The 16,851-nt window shown below is 34.1% G+C and carries 16 protein-coding genes; 14 read left to right on the top strand and 2 right to left on the bottom strand.

Annotation, left to right across the window (positions count from 1 at the left end):
* Positions 1 to 56: 56 nt before the first annotated feature.
* Entirely contained in the window at positions 57 to 2,810 is a 2,754-nt protein-coding gene (locus BM239_RS04680; RefSeq protein ID WP_177208979.1) for a zinc-dependent metalloprotease, read from the bottom strand.
* A 153-nt stretch (positions 2,811 to 2,963) separates the two neighbouring features.
* Here BM239_RS04680 and BM239_RS04675 point away from each other — a divergent pair, with 153 nt between their 5' ends.
* From BM239_RS04675 to serS, 4 genes are all read left to right on the top strand, one after another.
* Entirely contained in the window at positions 2,964 to 4,880 is a 1,917-nt protein-coding gene (locus BM239_RS04675) for a M43 family zinc metalloprotease (RefSeq protein WP_092206459.1), read from the top strand.
* A gap of 83 nt (positions 4,881 to 4,963) precedes the next feature.
* A complete protein-coding gene (locus BM239_RS04670) occupies positions 4,964 to 5,902 on the top strand; it encodes a bifunctional riboflavin kinase/FAD synthetase (protein WP_092206458.1) in 939 nt (312 codons plus the stop codon).
* Positions 5,889 to 7,220: an HTTM domain-containing protein gene (locus tag BM239_RS04665; protein WP_092206457.1), complete on the top strand. Its 1,332-nt coding sequence runs from the start codon at positions 5,889 to 5,891 to the stop codon at positions 7,218 to 7,220. The genes BM239_RS04670 and BM239_RS04665 overlap by 14 nt, the downstream gene beginning before the upstream one ends.
* A 33-nt stretch (positions 7,221 to 7,253) precedes the next feature.
* On the top strand, positions 7,254 to 8,525 hold the full coding sequence (serS, locus tag BM239_RS04660) for a serine--tRNA ligase (RefSeq protein ID WP_092206456.1): 1,272 nt from the start codon (positions 7,254 to 7,256) through the stop codon (positions 8,523 to 8,525).
* 156 nt (positions 8,526 to 8,681) lie between these two features.
* On the opposite strand, the gene BM239_RS04655 is transcribed toward serS, so the two are convergent.
* A complete protein-coding gene (locus tag BM239_RS04655; RefSeq protein ID WP_092206455.1) occupies positions 8,682 to 8,918 on the bottom strand; it encodes a hypothetical protein in 237 nt (78 codons plus the stop codon).
* A gap of 107 nt (positions 8,919 to 9,025) precedes the next feature.
* On the opposite strand from BM239_RS04655, the gene BM239_RS04650 reads away from it, so the two are divergent.
* From BM239_RS04650 to BM239_RS04605, 10 genes are all read left to right on the top strand, one after another.
* A complete protein-coding gene (locus BM239_RS04650; protein ID WP_245758191.1) occupies positions 9,026 to 10,753 on the top strand; it encodes a tetratricopeptide repeat protein in 1,728 nt (575 codons plus the stop codon).
* Positions 10,754 to 10,855: 102 nt separating this feature from the next.
* Positions 10,856 to 11,182: a DUF4286 family protein gene (locus BM239_RS04645; protein ID WP_092206453.1), complete on the top strand. Its 327-nt coding sequence runs from the start codon at positions 10,856 to 10,858 to the stop codon at positions 11,180 to 11,182.
* A 39-nt stretch (positions 11,183 to 11,221) separates the two neighbouring features.
* On the top strand, positions 11,222 to 12,001 hold the full coding sequence (gene rsmA / locus BM239_RS04640) for a 16S rRNA (adenine(1518)-N(6)/adenine(1519)-N(6))-dimethyltransferase RsmA (protein ID WP_092206452.1): 780 nt from the start codon (positions 11,222 to 11,224) through the stop codon (positions 11,999 to 12,001).
* Positions 12,002 to 12,039: 38 nt separating this feature from the next.
* Positions 12,040 to 13,413 (top strand): magnesium transporter, encoded by a 1,374-nt coding sequence (mgtE, locus tag BM239_RS04635; protein WP_092206451.1) that lies wholly within the window; start codon positions 12,040 to 12,042, stop codon positions 13,411 to 13,413.
* 229 nt (positions 13,414 to 13,642) lie between these two features.
* On the top strand, positions 13,643 to 14,578 hold the full coding sequence (locus tag BM239_RS04630; RefSeq protein ID WP_092206450.1) for a 2-hydroxyacid dehydrogenase: 936 nt from the start codon (positions 13,643 to 13,645) through the stop codon (positions 14,576 to 14,578).
* Positions 14,579 to 14,587: 9 nt separating this feature from the next.
* Entirely contained in the window at positions 14,588 to 14,998 is a 411-nt protein-coding gene (locus tag BM239_RS15555; RefSeq protein WP_092206449.1) for a response regulator transcription factor, read from the top strand.
* A 104-nt stretch (positions 14,999 to 15,102) separates the two neighbouring features.
* Positions 15,103 to 15,474, top strand: a complete 372-nt coding sequence (locus BM239_RS04620; protein WP_092206448.1) for a VOC family protein — start codon at positions 15,103 to 15,105, stop codon at positions 15,472 to 15,474.
* Positions 15,475 to 15,491: 17 nt separating this feature from the next.
* Positions 15,492 to 16,004 carry a DUF4199 domain-containing protein gene (locus BM239_RS04615; RefSeq protein WP_092206447.1) on the top strand — a complete coding sequence of 171 codons (513 nt, stop codon included), beginning with the start codon at positions 15,492 to 15,494 and terminating at the stop codon, positions 16,002 to 16,004.
* 1 nt (position 16,005) lies between these two features.
* Complete coding sequence (locus tag BM239_RS04610) at positions 16,006 to 16,464, top strand: DUF1801 domain-containing protein (protein WP_092206446.1); 459 nt, start codon at positions 16,006 to 16,008, stop codon at positions 16,462 to 16,464.
* 2 nt (positions 16,465 to 16,466) lie between these two features.
* Entirely contained in the window at positions 16,467 to 16,850 is a 384-nt protein-coding gene (locus BM239_RS04605) for a VOC family protein (RefSeq protein WP_092206445.1), read from the top strand.
* Position 16,851: the final 1 nt, after the last annotated feature.

Raw genomic sequence — 16,851 nt, 5'->3', positions numbered from 1 at the left:
TAAAAAAGGGAAAACTCAATGAGTTCTCCCTTTTTAAGTCATAAAAATTATTACTATTAATTAATAATAATTTTTTTAGTAATAGTTTTAGAATCTTCTGACACTTGTAATAGGTACATACCGGATTGGACATTACCCAAATCTATTGCTTGATTAAAATTTGGATCCCCTTTATATGTATTATTAAATACGCGTCTTCCTTGCATGTCAAATACTTGTACAGATACATTATTACGAGCACTCATTGATACCGTAAACTCACCATTATTAGGATTTGGATATACAGAAAAATTTGAGATACTTTCAAATTGGTCGGTACTCAAAGAAATGGTTGTTGTACAAACTGAAATAGACCAATCATTAAGAGTTCCTGTAATTGCATCCCAGTTGTCGGTTACGGAAATTGTCCAATCTCCACTACTATCAAGTCCAGAAAACACAGACAAGGGTGACGCAGGATTGTATTCTCCAGCTGTTGGTGAAGCACAAACAATTGCTTGTGCACCATCTCTAAAATCAATATCTATATCATCTTCACCGCCACAGTTTCTATTCCAAACAGTTGTAGCTACACTTCCGTTAGGGTGGATAACCTCAACAATAAGATCGTTTATCCAGCCGTGAGAAACATCTGTGTTTACAGTGATATAATCTATAATTTCAGAATCTGGAATATTAATAACATTGACCACTGGTGCACCAGGATTACCATTACCTCCTGCACCATCAGGAATAGCTAAATTTAAGTTTTCTGCAGAAGCGTATTCTGTACATGATGTTTCAACAATATAACCTATGGAGAACGTTTCAGCATTTAAGGCATAATAAATATTATCTACTGCTTCAATCATAATACGGCAGTAAGGAGCTGCCAATCCCGCAGGTAATTGAATAACTTCTGAACCATCATTAGGCGTATTTGCAGCTAAAACAGTATCAAAAGTAACACCGTTATCTGTAGACAACAAAATATTCACACTATTAGTATTTATACCATTGGCATCAGTACCTGCAACATCCCAAGTAAAAGTTTCCATAGCACCGACATCTAAAACAATATCAGATGTGCTTTGTGAAGTAACTGCAAATGGCCCAGCAGTTCCACTAACCGTAACCGACATTAAATCAGCATCCGTTTGGCCAATTCCTGAAGCAAAGCCACTACCATTATCGCGTACTATAAAAGAGAACTCCATATTTCTTCCAACTGAAGGGGTGACTTCCCAAGTAGGAGTAAGATTTCCTGCTAAAACATCACTAAATTTTGGCATATACCTATTAGGAGAATCGCTTGGCAGAATGGAACGATATAAAGGGCCAACTGTCCAAGTGGATTGTGGCGCACCGTTTCCAGGCGCTCGTTCTGGATCATTCTGACTCCAGTTATACGTTAAAGATTCTAAACCATCAGGATCTGTAGCCGTACCTCTTAAAACAAAAGCTGTACTTTTTGGAATGGTATAATTGTCTCCTGCATCTGCAACAGGTGGTTGATTTGTTAATGCTGTTTCAACATCACAATTACTTGATACTCCAGACTGAATGTTTGCAGAAATATCACGAATATTTACATAATTAAAATGTGCATCACTATTGGGTTGTACGTTGGTGGTACAAATACCAGCATAACCCATAATGGAACTTCCCGAAGCTGGTTCTACTTCTGTGGCTCCATTTCCAGAACGACTACAAGTGTTCATAGAGTGCCAACCGTCAAACTGATGTCCCATTTCGTGTGCTACATAATCAATATCAAACGGATCGCCTGTTGGATCAGCTCGACCTGTAAAACCTCTACCTTTATGAAAATTAGTTTGAGACTGACTTGAACAAACACAACCCAAACAACCTGCACTACCACCTCCTGAAGTGTTAAAGTTATGACCAATGTCATAATTAGCAACACCTATAATATTATCTAATGTTTGTGCTGTTGTTGTATTAAACTCACCGCTCCAAGGATCTGTAGCTGGATTTAAATAAATAACATCATCATTATTATCAACAAAAACCAATGTAATTGCCAAATCACGTTCATAAATTTCATTAACACGGTTTATAGTCAATGCCATTTGTGCTTGTACATTTGCTTTTTGTTGTTCTACTGTTCCAGAACCTGCAAAAATTTGTCCATACTCGCCATTACAAGATTGCGCAAGTCGGTATGTTCTTAATTTTTGATCATCCGTATCAGCACGATTTGAAGCACGTTCATTTTCTAAAGATTCTAAATCTATATTTTCTTCAATAAGGCATTCAAAACTTTGTAAATCTTCACCTAAAGATTTACGACTATAAACCATATATGAGTTTCTATTTTCTGTATATGGATCTATGTAAATGCTACTTCTCTTTCCCGAAAGGACCATAGCATGCAGTCCAAATTGAGTTACACTAAAACGCATGGTGGCCGTAGGGTCGTCAATACCAACTGCTTTATATGTTTTTATCATTGGATATCTAGCTGCTAATCCAGGCGCCATAATTGGCGATTCAGAAACCCTATATTTTTCGAAAGTCCCTTCTGGTGTTGGAAATTCAACTATCACGTTTGATTGATTTGCTCTCTCATTTCTTAATGGTGCATTTTGAATTACTCCTTTAAAGGCTTCTACATTTAAATTAAAAACTTCAAAATACTCGGGGTGAGAGGCACGATGAACTTTATCAACACCTCTTAAAGAGGAGATGGAAGCTTTACTCCAATAGGCATTATTTTGCTGTCCAGTAACAAACTGACTAATTGCAAGCACCATTATTAGTAATAATAGTTTGCTCTGGGAAATGTAACATTGTGTAATTTTTTTCATGAGAATTAACTTTTTTATTCTAGAAAACAATTTAGTCATAATTTACATATTTTCATAATTAGTGTTAAAACTTATCAAAAAGTGATTTTTAAGCTCCAAATTAATATGATTTACTTATTTTTAACAAAAATTTCACATTAATATATTAACAACATGAAAAAAACTACAATGGCAAGATTACTCTTTATGCTTTTATGTGTTCCGAGTTTTATTCTTGCACAAGAAAAAAACTCACAAGGTTCTGAAAAATGTTTTACAGACCAATATAATGCCGCACTATTGACTGCCAATCCAACTATGATGGGAAGTGAAGTATTTAAAAATCAATTAAATACCCAGATTGAAAAAGCAAATAATGCGTCTGAAAGACGTGTTGTTATTTCCATCCCATTGGTTGTGCACGTATTACATAATGGCGAACCGTTAGGAACAGGTGCAAACATTTCTGATGCACAAGTACTTTCACAAGTAACCGTAATGAATGAAGATTTTAGAATGATGATGGGAACACCTGGCCAAAGTACGGCAGGAGGTGTAGATGTTGAAGTAGAGTTTGTTATGGCACAGCGTACACCTGATGGTTGTCCAACAAACGGTATTAACCGCGTAAATATTTGTCAAGATGGAACAAATAGTGCCGATGTAAATTTCTGGAAAGCTCAAACAAACTGGAATCCTTCTACTTACATGAATATGTGGTCCTCTAAATATGTTGGAGACTTAAGTGGTATTCTAGGATTTGCACAGTTTCCTGGTGGACCAGCTGCAACTGACGGTGTAAGCGCAGGACACACCTTTTTTGGGAGTTCAGATTACAATGATGGAACATTTACATTAAGCCCTCCTTATGACAAAGGTAGAACCATGACTCACGAAGTGGGACATTATTTAGGCTTATACCATACCTTTCAAGGTGGTTGTTCTGGAGCTGGAGATGAGGTTGCTGATACACCTGCAGTAGACGCTCCAAATTATGGTTGTCCTACAGGCCATGTTTCTTGTGGTACAACAGATCAAATTGAAAACTATATGGACTATACGGACGATTTATGCATGAACACCTTTACAGCTGGACAAAAAACGCGTGTTCAAGCTGTTTTAGCTGGATTTAGATCAGGACTTGGTAGCTCTAATGGAGATTCACCTGTTACTCCAGAAACAAATGATGCGCAAGTTTCTATTGAATGCTTAAGCACTATTCCTTGTACTTCAAATCTTGATGGTAATTTTAAACTTACTAACTGGGGAACTGCTACTTTAACTTCAGCTACTATAAGCTATAATTTAGATGGTGGTACAAGTGAAAACATTGATTGGAATGGCTCGTTAGCTTATGGTGAATATGCAATTGTAAATTTACCAACCATTACAGCTAGTGGAGGAAACCAAACACTAAATGTTTCGGTTGTTAATACAAATGGAACCTCTGATGCACGTGCTTGTAATAATACCGATTCAAAAAGTTTTTCAGCCTCTGGAGCTTATACGACTACAGAAGTACGCTTAACATTAATAACGGATAACTGGTGTGAAGAAACTACTTGGGAGTTTAAAGACGAAAACAACAATGTACTTTATTCAGGAGGTCCATACACTGCAAATGTTCAAGATAATACTACATTTAATGAGGTCTTCACATTAACAACTGCTGGCTGTTATACGTTTACAATTAATGATTCTGCTGGTGATGGAATTTGTTGTGCTTACGGAATAGGCTCCTATGAATTAAGAACAGATGATGACACCGTTATTTTCAATGGTGGTGAATTTGGAGATTCAGAAGACACATCTATTGTTGTTTCTTCTTTGAGCGTTTCTGAATTCGACTTAAATAACACCATCAGTATTTTTCCAAACCCAACGACATCTGTTTTAAACATTAAAACTACGGACAGCGATTTACCAAATAACTATGCTATTTACAACATGCTTGGGCAAGTTATTAGAACTGCCACTATAAACGGTGCATCAGATTTACAAATAAGCACCTCTGATATGAGTAATGGTATGTACTTTATTAAAATTAGTAAAGAGAATGCAACATTAACGTTACCGTTTATTAAAAAATAACAGACGTTTCTAATAAAAACTTAAAAGCGGATTGGTATTTATATCATTCCGCTTTTATATTTTTGTATAAATACTTTTTTCCTTTGAAAATAATACAAACGCTCCATAGCGAATTTGAAAAAGAAACTGTTGTAACTATTGGCACCTTTGATGGCGTTCATATTGGCCATCAAAAAATAATAGAACGCCTAGTTACATCTGCAAAAAAAAATGGATTAAAATCAACTATTTTAACCTTCTTTCCACATCCACGTATGGTTTTACAGAAAGACACTTCTATCAAGTTACTGAATACTATTGATGAAAAAGCAGCCATTTTAGAAGCGCTTGGTTTGGATTATCTAGTGATAAAAAAATTCACTAAAATATTTTCTCGGATTAAAGCAGAAGATTTTGTTTCGGATATTTTAGTCAAGCAACTACAAGCAAAAAAAGTAATTATTGGTTACGATCATCATTTTGGAAGAAATAGAACTGCCAATATTGATGATTTACGAAAATTTGGAAACAATTATCAATTTGATGTTGAAGAAATCTCGGCTCAAGACATCAACGATGTTTCTGTAAGTTCTACAAAAATTAGAACAGCCTTATTGAAAGGTGATATTAAAACAGCCAACAATTATTTAGGGTACAACTACATGTTAACAGGAACTGTTATTAGCGGAAAAGGCCTTGGTAAAGACATAGGGTTTCCTACTGCCAATTTGTTTATTAAAGAAAACTATAAACTAATACCTGCCGAAGGCGTTTATGTTATTAAATCTGAAATAAACAAGCATACGTATTTTGGTATGATGAATATTGGCACTAATCCTACAGTAAACGATAATGACAATCAATCCATTGAAATAAATTTCTTTAATTTAGACGCTTCGTTATATGGCCAAAAACTAAAAATAGATATGCTTGAGCGAATCAGAAATGAACAGAAGTTTAATTCAGTAAGCGAATTACAAGCACAATTGAAACGCGATAAACAAACAGCATTGCAGTATATAAAAAATTATGCCACTCACTAATTTCCTTTTTAAGCAAGTTGATAATTCGTCCTTAATCGTTTTTCGAATTATTTTTGGATTGCTTTGCTTTCTAGAATCTATTGGTGCTATTTTTACAGGATGGCTCAATCGGACTCTAATTGAACCACAATTCACGTTTTCGTTTATTGGATTCGAGTGGCTACAACCACTACCAGGCAATGGCATGTATTTCTATTATACCATAATGGGGCTTTTTGGTCTATTTATTATGCTAGGATACAAGTATCGTTTTAGTGCATTTATGTTTACACTCTTATGGACAGGCACCTATTTAATGCAAAAATCGTCCTATAATAATCACTACTATTTATTGATACTTTTAAGCGCTATCATGATTATTTTACCAGCTCATAAAAATGTATCTCTGGACGCTAAATATAACCCAAGTATAAAACGAATAGCCATGCCCAATTGGTGTAGGTATATTTTTATCTTACAAATGTTTATTGTTTACACTTACGGCTCAATTGCTAAATTGTATCCAGATTGGTTAGACACCTCTGTAATGTCCATTTTAATGACAAGTAAAGCACATTACTTTCTAGTTGGCAACTTATTACAACAGGAATGGATGCATTATTTTTTAGCTTATGGTGGTATTTTATTTGATGGTTTAATTATTCCTCTATTTTTATATAAACCCACAAGAAAACTCGCTTTTTTTGCCTCCATATTTTTTCATCTATTTAATTCCTTTGTTTTTCAGGTAGGCATTTTCCCTTATTTATCGTTGGCATTTGCTTTATTCTTTTTTGAGCCCAAAACAATCCATCGTATTTTCTTAAAAAGAAAACCTTTTTATAAAGGTTCAGAAGTCATTATACCTCCATATAGAAAACCAATGCTTATTGTTTTTACTTTATATTTTACTGCTCAAATATTATTGCCTCTACGTCAGTATGTATTTCCACAATCTGTATTATGGACAGAAGAAGGGCATAGGATGTCTTGGCGCATGATGCTTCGTTCAAAAAGTGGCTATGCTCTTTATTACGTCATTGATAAAAAAAGTAAGGAAAAAACATTCATTAATTTAGACGAGTACTTAACACCCAAACAAAAACGTTTAGCGAGTGCCAAAGCAGATGTTATTTGGCAATTTGCACAGAGATTAAAAAACGATTATGCAAAAAAAGGCCAAGATGTTTCCGTATTTGTTAATTGTAAAATTAGTGTGAATGGCCGTGACTATATTCCATTTATTAATCCCGATACAGATTTAGCAGCCGTAAAATGGTCCGCATTTAAGCATAGTGAGTGGATTTTACCTCCAAAACAAGATTATTTCACGCGGTAATTGCGTAAATTTGCCGCTTAAATTTTTTATCCCATGTTACAAGTACCTTTTATTAGAGAGCATAAAGATTTAGTAATTGAACGTTTATTAAAACGCCAAATTGATGCTACAAAACTGATTAATGAAGTTATCGCTCTTGATGAACAAAGACGTCAAGAACAAACACGTCTAGATAACATGTTAGCAGAATCTAATACGCTTTCTAAAGAAATTGGCGCACTTTACAAATCTGGTCAGGCCGAAAAAGCAAACGAATTTAAAGCTAAAACTTCAGAATTAAAAACGGAATCTAAAAATCTAACAGACCAATTAAATGAAACTACTGAAGCTTTAAACCAGTTATTATATAAAATTCCAAATATTCCAAATGAGTTGGTACCAACAGGAAACTCGGAAGATGATAATGAGGAAATATTTAAGGAAGGAACTGTTCCAAAGCTCCACGATGGTGCTTTACCGCACTGGGAATTAGCTAAAAAATATGATATCATTGATTTTGAATTAGGCAATAAAATTACAGGTGCTGGCTTCCCTGTCTATAAAGGAAAAGGCGCCAGATTACAACGTGCACTTATTGCTTATTTTTTAGATAAAAACACCGAAGCCGGTTACACCGAATACCAATTACCGCTTTTAGTAAATGAAGCATCCGGTTTTGGAACTGGCCAATTGCCTGACAAAGAAGGGCAAATGTATCATGTTACTGAAGATAATTTATACCTTCTACCAACTGCCGAAGTGCCTGGAACCAATATATTTCGCGATGTTATTTTAAACGAGAGCGAATTGCCCATTGGTATTACAGGCTACACACCATGTTTCCGTCGTGAAGCTGGAAGTTATGGCGCGCACGTTCGTGGTTTAAACCGTTTACACCAATTTGACAAAGTAGAGATTTTACGGGTTGAACATCCAGAAAACTCATACAAAGCTTTAGATACCATGGTGGAACACGTAAAAGGAATTTTACAAGACCTTAAATTACCATATCGTATACTAAGACTTTGTGGTGGTGATTTAGGCTTTACGTCTGCTATGACTTATGATTTTGAAGTGTTTTCAACAGCCCAAGACCGTTGGCTAGAAATTTCATCAGTTTCTAATTTTGAAACATTTCAGGCTAATCGTTTAAAATTGCGATTCAGAAATAGCGAAGGAAAAAATGAATTAGCGCACACTCTTAATGGAAGTTCTTTAGCATTGCCTCGTGTATTAGCAGGCATTTTAGAAAACTATCAAACTCCCAAAGGCATTGTTATTCCAGAAGCATTAGTACCTTACACGGGATTTACACTAATAGATTAAATTTGTAGTTAATATCTTACTGTATTTTCACTAAAAACAGTCAAAAAATCGTTAAAAAGCAAAAAACACCTGCTGTTTAACGATTTTTTTGCGTTTTATTTTGATATGTAATAAATATTGTTGATGTTCGTATGCCCTAAATTTTTATCCTAACAATCATGAAAAATCTTGCACGAATTTTTCTACTAATAATATTAGCAGTAATCGCAGGCAAAGTCCTCGTTTCTGACTTCCATTTATCACAAAAAGAACACCTGAATGCAACGGCTTCCGTTGTTTCTGAATAACATATTTAAAATTGCCCCAATCAGGTAATTGAATCATGTTGTAATATACAATGATTAATAGCACTTTTATTTTGGTTGGTAAAATGCCTGAAAACACTTCAGGCATTTTTTTTATAAAAACATTCACACCATCTACTTCGCACTTTTGTTATATTTACACAAAGTAATGTTATGCGTCTTTTTATTTTATGCTTTTTTTTAGCCACTGTTAGTATGTTTTCACAAGAAGATTTACTTGCAAAGGAATATTCTAAAAATGGAGAATTCCAGAAAGCATTAGTGGCTTATCAGGAGTTATATAAAAACTCTTCAAATAATAATGCCTATTTTTTAGAACTCATCAAAACACATCAACAATTAGAACAATTAGATCAAGCGGAAGCCTTGCTAGTCAATCAAATTGAACGTGTAAAATACCCGGCACTTTACGTGGAATTAGGCTATAATTTTCAATTAAAAAACGATCTAGAATCTGCTAATAGTAATTATAACAAAGCCATTTCATTTTTGGATGAAAATCCAAACTACGCTTACTCTGTTGGTAAATTTTTTGAAAATCGTTCGCTTTTAGATCAAGCTATTACAACTTACGAAAAAGCTATGATTATAAAACCAGCCATGAATTTTAACCTTCAACTATCTCGTATTTATGGCGAACAAGGTGATGTAGAAAAAATGTTTAATAGCTATTTAGGCTTTATTGATGCAAATACGTCCTATTTAAATACCATTAAACGAGCCATGAGCGATTTTATAACGGATGATTCAGAAAATGATAATAACATCATTCTAAAACGCTTATTACTCAAAAAAATTCAACAAGAACCAAACCTACTTTGGAATGAATTGTTGAGTTGGCTTTTTATTCAACAGAAAGATTACAATAAAGCATTTGCTCAAGAAAAAGCTATTTTTAACAGACAACCTGAAAGTTTAGAACGTATAGAAGAATTGGCATTTACAGCTATGAATGACCAGGCCTATGAGGTTGCTAAAAGCATTTTTACCTACCTAACGGAAACAGCTCAAAATCCAGATGTTCAAATTGGCGCTCATTATAACTTATTACAAATTGCCTTAAAAACAGAAACCGATTTAAAAATAATAGAGGACACCTATTTAGAGCTTTTTGAGAGATTTGGAAAGTTTAATCAAACCATAAATTTACAAGTTTCTTATGCGCATTTTCTAGCATTTTATAAACATGAGCCCAAAGCAGCAACCACATTCCTGAAAGAAAGTTTAAAACTACCGCTATCTGACTTAGAAGAAGGAACCGTAAAATTAGAATTGGGTGATATTCTTGTTTTACAAGAAAAATTTAATGAAGCTTTAATTTATTTTACACAAATTCAACGGAATCTAAAAAACAGCACATTATCTCAAGAAGCCCGTTTTAAAGTAGCCCAAACAAGCTATTATAAAGGGGATTTTAAATGGGCAGAATCCCAACTTAAAATTTTAAAATCTTCTACATCACAACTAATTGCTAATGATGCTTTAGATTTAATGCTTTTAATAACCGATAATAAGTTTGAAGATTCTACTCAAGCCGCATTAAAACTTTATGCAAAAGCCGATTTGATGGCTTTTCAAAATAAACCCAACGAAGCGATAGCCCTTTTAAATTCCATTTTAGAAAATTACAAGGGGCAATCCATAGAAGACCAAGCCCTATACAAACAAGGCAAACTTTTTGAAACAAAAAAACAGTACGATAAAGCGGTAATCAATTACCAAAAAATCATTGCTAATTTTAAAGATGACATTTTAGCCGACGATGCCTACTTTGCATTAGCCGAATTATTTGAAAACCAACTTCAGGATTCACAAAAAGCTAAAGAAAACTACGAACAAATTATTTTTAATTACCAAGACAGTATTTACTTTGTCGATGCCAGAAAACGATTTCGTGTACTACGCGGTGACAATCTAAATTAACAAGAAAAAACAAGCGTTTATAAAAAAGCGCAAAACCCTTTGATGATGAGCTAGAACTCCTGTAATTTGCACATCTAGTTTTAAACAATAAACCCATTCCCTATGATTATATATAATGTAACCATAAACATTGAAAATAACCTGCATGAAGATTGGTTAAATTGGATGAAAACAGACCACATTCCAAAAGTATTGGCTACTGGAAATTTTAAAGAAGCAAAGCTAACACGTGTTCTCATTGAAGAAGAAATGGGAGGCGTAACTTATTCCGTGCAATACCGTGCACATTCGCGCGAGAATTTAGAGAATTATTATAAAAACAATGCAGACGCCCTACGCTTAGAAGGACTTAAAAAATTTGGTGAGAAAATGCTTGCATTCCGAACAGAATTAGAAATTATTGAAGAATTTACTGCAAGTGCTGAATAGAAAATAGTCTATTTTCAAAAAAAAACAAAAACACATATCATGTCTGTAAAAGCAAAAAAACATTTAGGCCAACATTTTTTAACCGATGAAACTATTGCGGAAAAAATAGCCGACACCTTGTCTTTTAAAGGCTACAAGCATGTTCTTGAAATTGGTCCAGGTATGGGTGTGTTAACCAAGTACCTTCTAAAAAAAAATAGCACAACCCATGTTATAGAAATTGATACCGAATCCGTTGCGTATTTAAAAAACAACTATCTTAATTTAGCCGATAGGGTTATCGAACAAGATTTTTTAAAGTACGATTTAACCACCGTTTTTAAAGATGAGCCTTTTGCTATAATTGGAAATTTCCCGTATAACATTTCTACACAAATCGTTTTTAAAACTTTAGAAATGCGGGACCAGATTCCGGAGTTTTCGGGCATGTTTCAAAAAGAAGTTGCCCAACGTATTTGCTCTAAAGAGGGCAGTAAAGTATATGGTATTTTATCCGTTTTAACACAGGCATTTTATGAAGCAGATTATTTATTTACCGTTCCGCCAACGGTTTTTAATCCACCTCCAAAAGTCGATTCTGGCGTACTTATTTTAAAACGAAAAGAAAATTTTAAACTCCCTTGCAACGAAAAGCTATTTTTTAAAGTGGTTAAACAAGCGTTTCAACAGCGGAGAAAAACACTTCGAAACAGCTTAAAAACCTTTAATCTGTCTGATAATTTAAAAGCAAATACTATCTTTGACAAGCGACCAGAACAATTGTCTGTAACCGCTTTTATAGAACTTACACAACTGATAGAAACTGATGAAACCGACTAAAGTTTTGTTATAATAACAAAACAAACTAACAAAAACGCATGTCCGAAGAAAAAGAAAACATACAATTTCAGCTCACTGATGAACTTATAGAACAGGTTGAAACCCTCATCGAAAATAAAAACGATAAGGAATTAAAAGCCTTGTTAAATGAATTTCACCATGCTGATATTGCTGAAATTCTTGATGAAATAAATCTGGAGGAAGCCGTTTATGTAATCAAGCTATTAGATTCTGAAACCACCGCAGATATTCTGATGGAATTGGATGAAGATACACGAGAAAAAATTCTTAAAAACCTTTCGGCTAAAGAAATTGCGGAAGAAATTGAAGAATTAGATACCGATGATGCAGCCGATATTATTGCAGAATTATCTGAAGAACGTCAGGCCGAAGTCATCTCTCATATTGAAGACACGGAACATCGTGACGAAATAACCGAACTTTTAGCCTATGATGAGGACACTGCTGGTGGACTTATGGGTAAAGAGCTGGTAAAAGTTTACGAAACTTGGACGGTTGCAGGTTGTTTACGCCGTATTCGTGGACAAGCTAAAGATGTTACTCGCGTACATTCTATTTATGTTGTGGACAGAAAAGATAAACTGAAAGGACGTTTATCCTTAAAAGATTTAATTGTTGCAAAAAGCGATCAGAAAATTGCCGATATCTACATAACCAGTGTGGATTACGTTTTTGTTGATGAAGACGCTGAAGAAGTAGCGAAAATCATGCAAAAATATGATTTGGAAGCCATTCCTGTAGTCGATAAAAATTACACACTTTTAGGCCGAATTACTATTGATGATATTGTAGATGTTATTCGTGAAGAAGCCGATAAGGATTACCAATTAGCAGCAGGTATCTCACAAGGTGTAGAAGCCGATGATAGCATTTGGAAGCTCACCAAAGCACGATTACCATGGCTATTAATTGGTATGTTTGGCGGACTTGGAGCTGCAGGAATAATAGAACAATTTAATGACCATATGGGAGCCTTTGTCGTTCTGTTAAGCTTTGTACCGTTAATCCAAGCAACCGCTGGTAATGTGGGTGTTCAGTCGTCTGCCATTGTTGTACAAGGTTTGGCCAATGACAGTATAGATGGCAATATTATTAAACGGCTTTTAAAAGAAGCACTTCTAGGTTTAGTAAATGGCGTTGCCATTGCTTGTATTGGATTGTTAATTACGCATTTTGTGTTCAGCACACCTTATATCGTTTCTATAACCATAAGTATTGCTTTGGTTGCCGTAATTCTTATGGCTGCGTTGGTTGGAACCTTTATCCCTATCTTCTTGGACAAACGCGGTATAGATCCAGCAGTAGCAACCGGACCTTTTATCACCACCAGTAATGATTTATTTGGTATTTTAATTTACTTTACCATTGCCAAACTCATTTTAGGGTTTTAATATTTAAATAGTTTTTCGGTGTAACTATACAGTCGCGCTATACAGCCTATTTTTTCTTTTTTTAAACGAAAGGATGCCGTTTCAACTAGAAAAGAAATCTTAAGTACTTATTTACCAAATGAAGAAGGAATTCATAAGTATAAGCACGAACAATATCTTGAATTGAAAATCGGGAGTTCATGTTTAGGTTTCATATATTTGAATAAACTAATCTGTTGTTTTTACATACATGAAAATACTCCATTTAGACACCAATCACCCATTAATGCTGGAGCAATTAAACGCTATGGGCTTTCAAAATGATGAAGATTATTCGTCTTCTAAATCTGAAATTGAAGCTAAAATTCAAAACTATGATGGTATTATTATCCGTAGTCGTTTTTCTATAGATAAGCAATTTTTGGATGCAGCTACCAATCTTAAATTTATTGGTCGTGTTGGTGCAGGTGTTGAAAATATTGATGGTGAATACGCGCTACAAAAAGGAATTCAACTTATTTCAGCACCAGAAGGTAACAGAAATGCTGTTGGCGAACATACATTAGGCATGCTGCTTTCTTTATTTAACAAATTTAACAAAGCAGACCATGAAGTTAGAAACGGCCAATGGTTACGGGAAGAAAACCGAGGTATTGAGTTAGATGGAAAAACCGTAGGCTTAATTGGTTATGGAAATATGGGGAAAGCCTTTGCTAAAAAATTACGAGGCTTTGATGTCACCGTTTTATGTTACGACATTCAATCCCATGTTGGTGACGAAAATGCAGAACAGGTCACTTTAAAAACATTGCAAGCCCAAGCCGATGTATTAAGTTTACACACACCACAAACACCCCTTACACTAAATATGGTGAATACAGAATTTATAAACGCATTCAAAAAACCATTCTGGCTTCTCAATACAGCACGCGGAAAAAGTGTGGTTACAAGTGATTTGGTATTAGCCTTAAAGTCAGGTAAAATTTTAGGTGCTGGATTAGATGTTTTAGAATACGAAAAAGCATCGTTTGAACAGTTATTTTCATCTAAAATGCCAGAGGCTTTTCAGTATTTAATTAAAGCCGAAAATGTGCTTTTAACACCGCATATTGCGGGTTGGACAATAGAGAGTAAAGTAAAATTAGCACAAACCATCGTCAATAAAATCCAAGCAAAATTTTGTTAATTCATCCTTATGAAAAAAACCGTTTTTATTTTCTCTGCACTTATTATTGCTTTACTTTCATTATTTCAATTGAGCCAGTATGCCGTAATTTCTGGAGACTTAAAAATTGAAATCGCCATTGCGTTTAGCGCTATTGTATGTTTCTTTGTCGGCGTTTATATCAGTAAGAAAAATGCTACGCATCAACCTATACTGACCAAAAAAATAGACACGCACAAATTAAAAGAATTAGAAATTACAACGCGTGAATATGCTGTTCTAAAACAAATATCAGAAGGCTTATCTAATAAAGAAATTGGCGAAAAATTATTTGTTTCTGAAAGTACTGTAAAAACACATGTATCAAACTTATTGGCAAAACTACAGGCTAAAAGACGAACGGAAGCACTAAAAATAGCCAAACAACTCCAAATTATTTAATTTCCCTACATTTATACTAAAGTAAGTGGGTTTTGGTACTTTAGTATGAGCGCTAAAAATAACAAATCTTCTATTTTTGATTATTAATTTTAAACTATCATATTATGGAATTAGGAGCTTTTTCAGTTAGCTTAAGTGTTAAGAATTTATCAAAATCAAAAATATTTTATGAAACTCTCGGATTTAAAGTTTTCGGTGGTGACATGGAAAAAAATTACCTGATTATGAAAAACAATAAAACCTTAATAGGCTTATTTCAAGGAATGTTTGAAAATAATATTCTAACTTTTAATCCGGGTTGGGATGAAAACGCTAACACGCTAAAAACATTTACAGATGTTCGTGACATTCAAAGCCAACTCAAGGAAAAAGATGTATCATTTATATCTGAAGTAAAAACCAACACGTCTGGTCCAGGTAGCTTTGTTATTAGTAATCCTGATGGGAATACGATTCTAGTAGACCAACACATCTAATTGATAAACTATTAAAAATGAAATCCACGGTAAAAAAATTTGGTGTCTACAGCAGTACCTTGTTAATAATACTCTTTAGTTTTTCTTTTCTTATTGAAGATTACATGAACTACACAATTAGTGAAGTTTTTGGATACGTTAGCATTATTTTAGCATTATCCGTTATTTATTTTGGAATAAAAAGTTATCGAGACACCATTAATAATGGCATAATTAGCTTTTCAAAAGCATTAACTTTAGGCTTATTAATTTCAATATGTGCCGCTATAACTTTCGGGTTAATTAATGTGATTTATACGGAGTATATTAATCCAGATTTTATAAATGAGTATTATGCACATTATGTGGAACAATTTCGAGAGAACCTAGACCCTGCGGAATTTGAAGAAAAATTAAAAGAACTTGAATCTGAAAAAGAATTGTTTAAAAATCCATTCATTGGTTTTACAGTCATGGCCTTGACGGCTTTAATTATAGGATTTATTATATCTTTAATATCTGGTTTAATACTACAACGTAAAAGCAAATAGAATGCAATACAAAGCAACATCGGCTGAAGATTATATTAATCAAACGCCTAAAGAACGCCAAGAAACACTAAAAAAACTTCGTAATACTATAAAGGATAATTTACCCAAAGACTTTCAAGAAGGCATTCAATATGGTATGATAGGTTATTTTGTACCACATAGCATTTACCCGGACGGATACCATTGCAATCCAAAAGAACCTTTACCATTTATGAGTTTTGCTTCACAGAAAAACTCAATTAATTTATATCATAGCGGTATCTATGCGGTTCCAGAAATTCACGATTGGTTTGTTTCCGAATATCCAAAATACTGTAAACGAAAACTGGATATGGGCAAAAGCTGTATCCGATTTAAAAAGATAGACGAAATTCCATTAGAGCTTATTGCGGAACTTTGTAAAAAACTCACCGTAAAAGAGTGGATTTCTATCTATGAAACAAATATTAAAAAAGCATAATTATGAAAAAACGCGTTACAGGAATTGGTGGCATTTTCTTTAAAGCAAAGGACCCTAAAGCATCCAAAGACTGGTATAAAAAACATTTAGGCTTTGATACAGATGATTATGGAAGTACTTTTAAATGGCAGGATAAAGACGGTAACGATTGCACCACGCAATGGAGTCCGTTTCCCGAAGACACAACATATTATGAGCCTTCTAAAAAAGACTTTATGTTTAATTACCGAGTTGAAAATTTAGTGGAGCTCTTAAAAGTTTTAAAAGAAGAAGGTGTTACCATTGTTGGCGACATGGAAGAATATGCATACGGTAAATTTGGTTGGATTCTGGATAACGACGGTAATAAAATTGAACTTTGGGAGCCTATAGATTCTGAATTATAAA

The sequence above is a fragment of the Algorimicrobium echini genome (assembly GCF_900115185.1).
In the GTDB taxonomy this organism is placed as follows: domain Bacteria; phylum Bacteroidota; class Bacteroidia; order Flavobacteriales; family Flavobacteriaceae; genus Algorimicrobium; species Algorimicrobium echini.
Note: the sequence above shows the minus strand (reverse complement) of the source record. Positions and strands in the feature narration are given on the sequence as shown.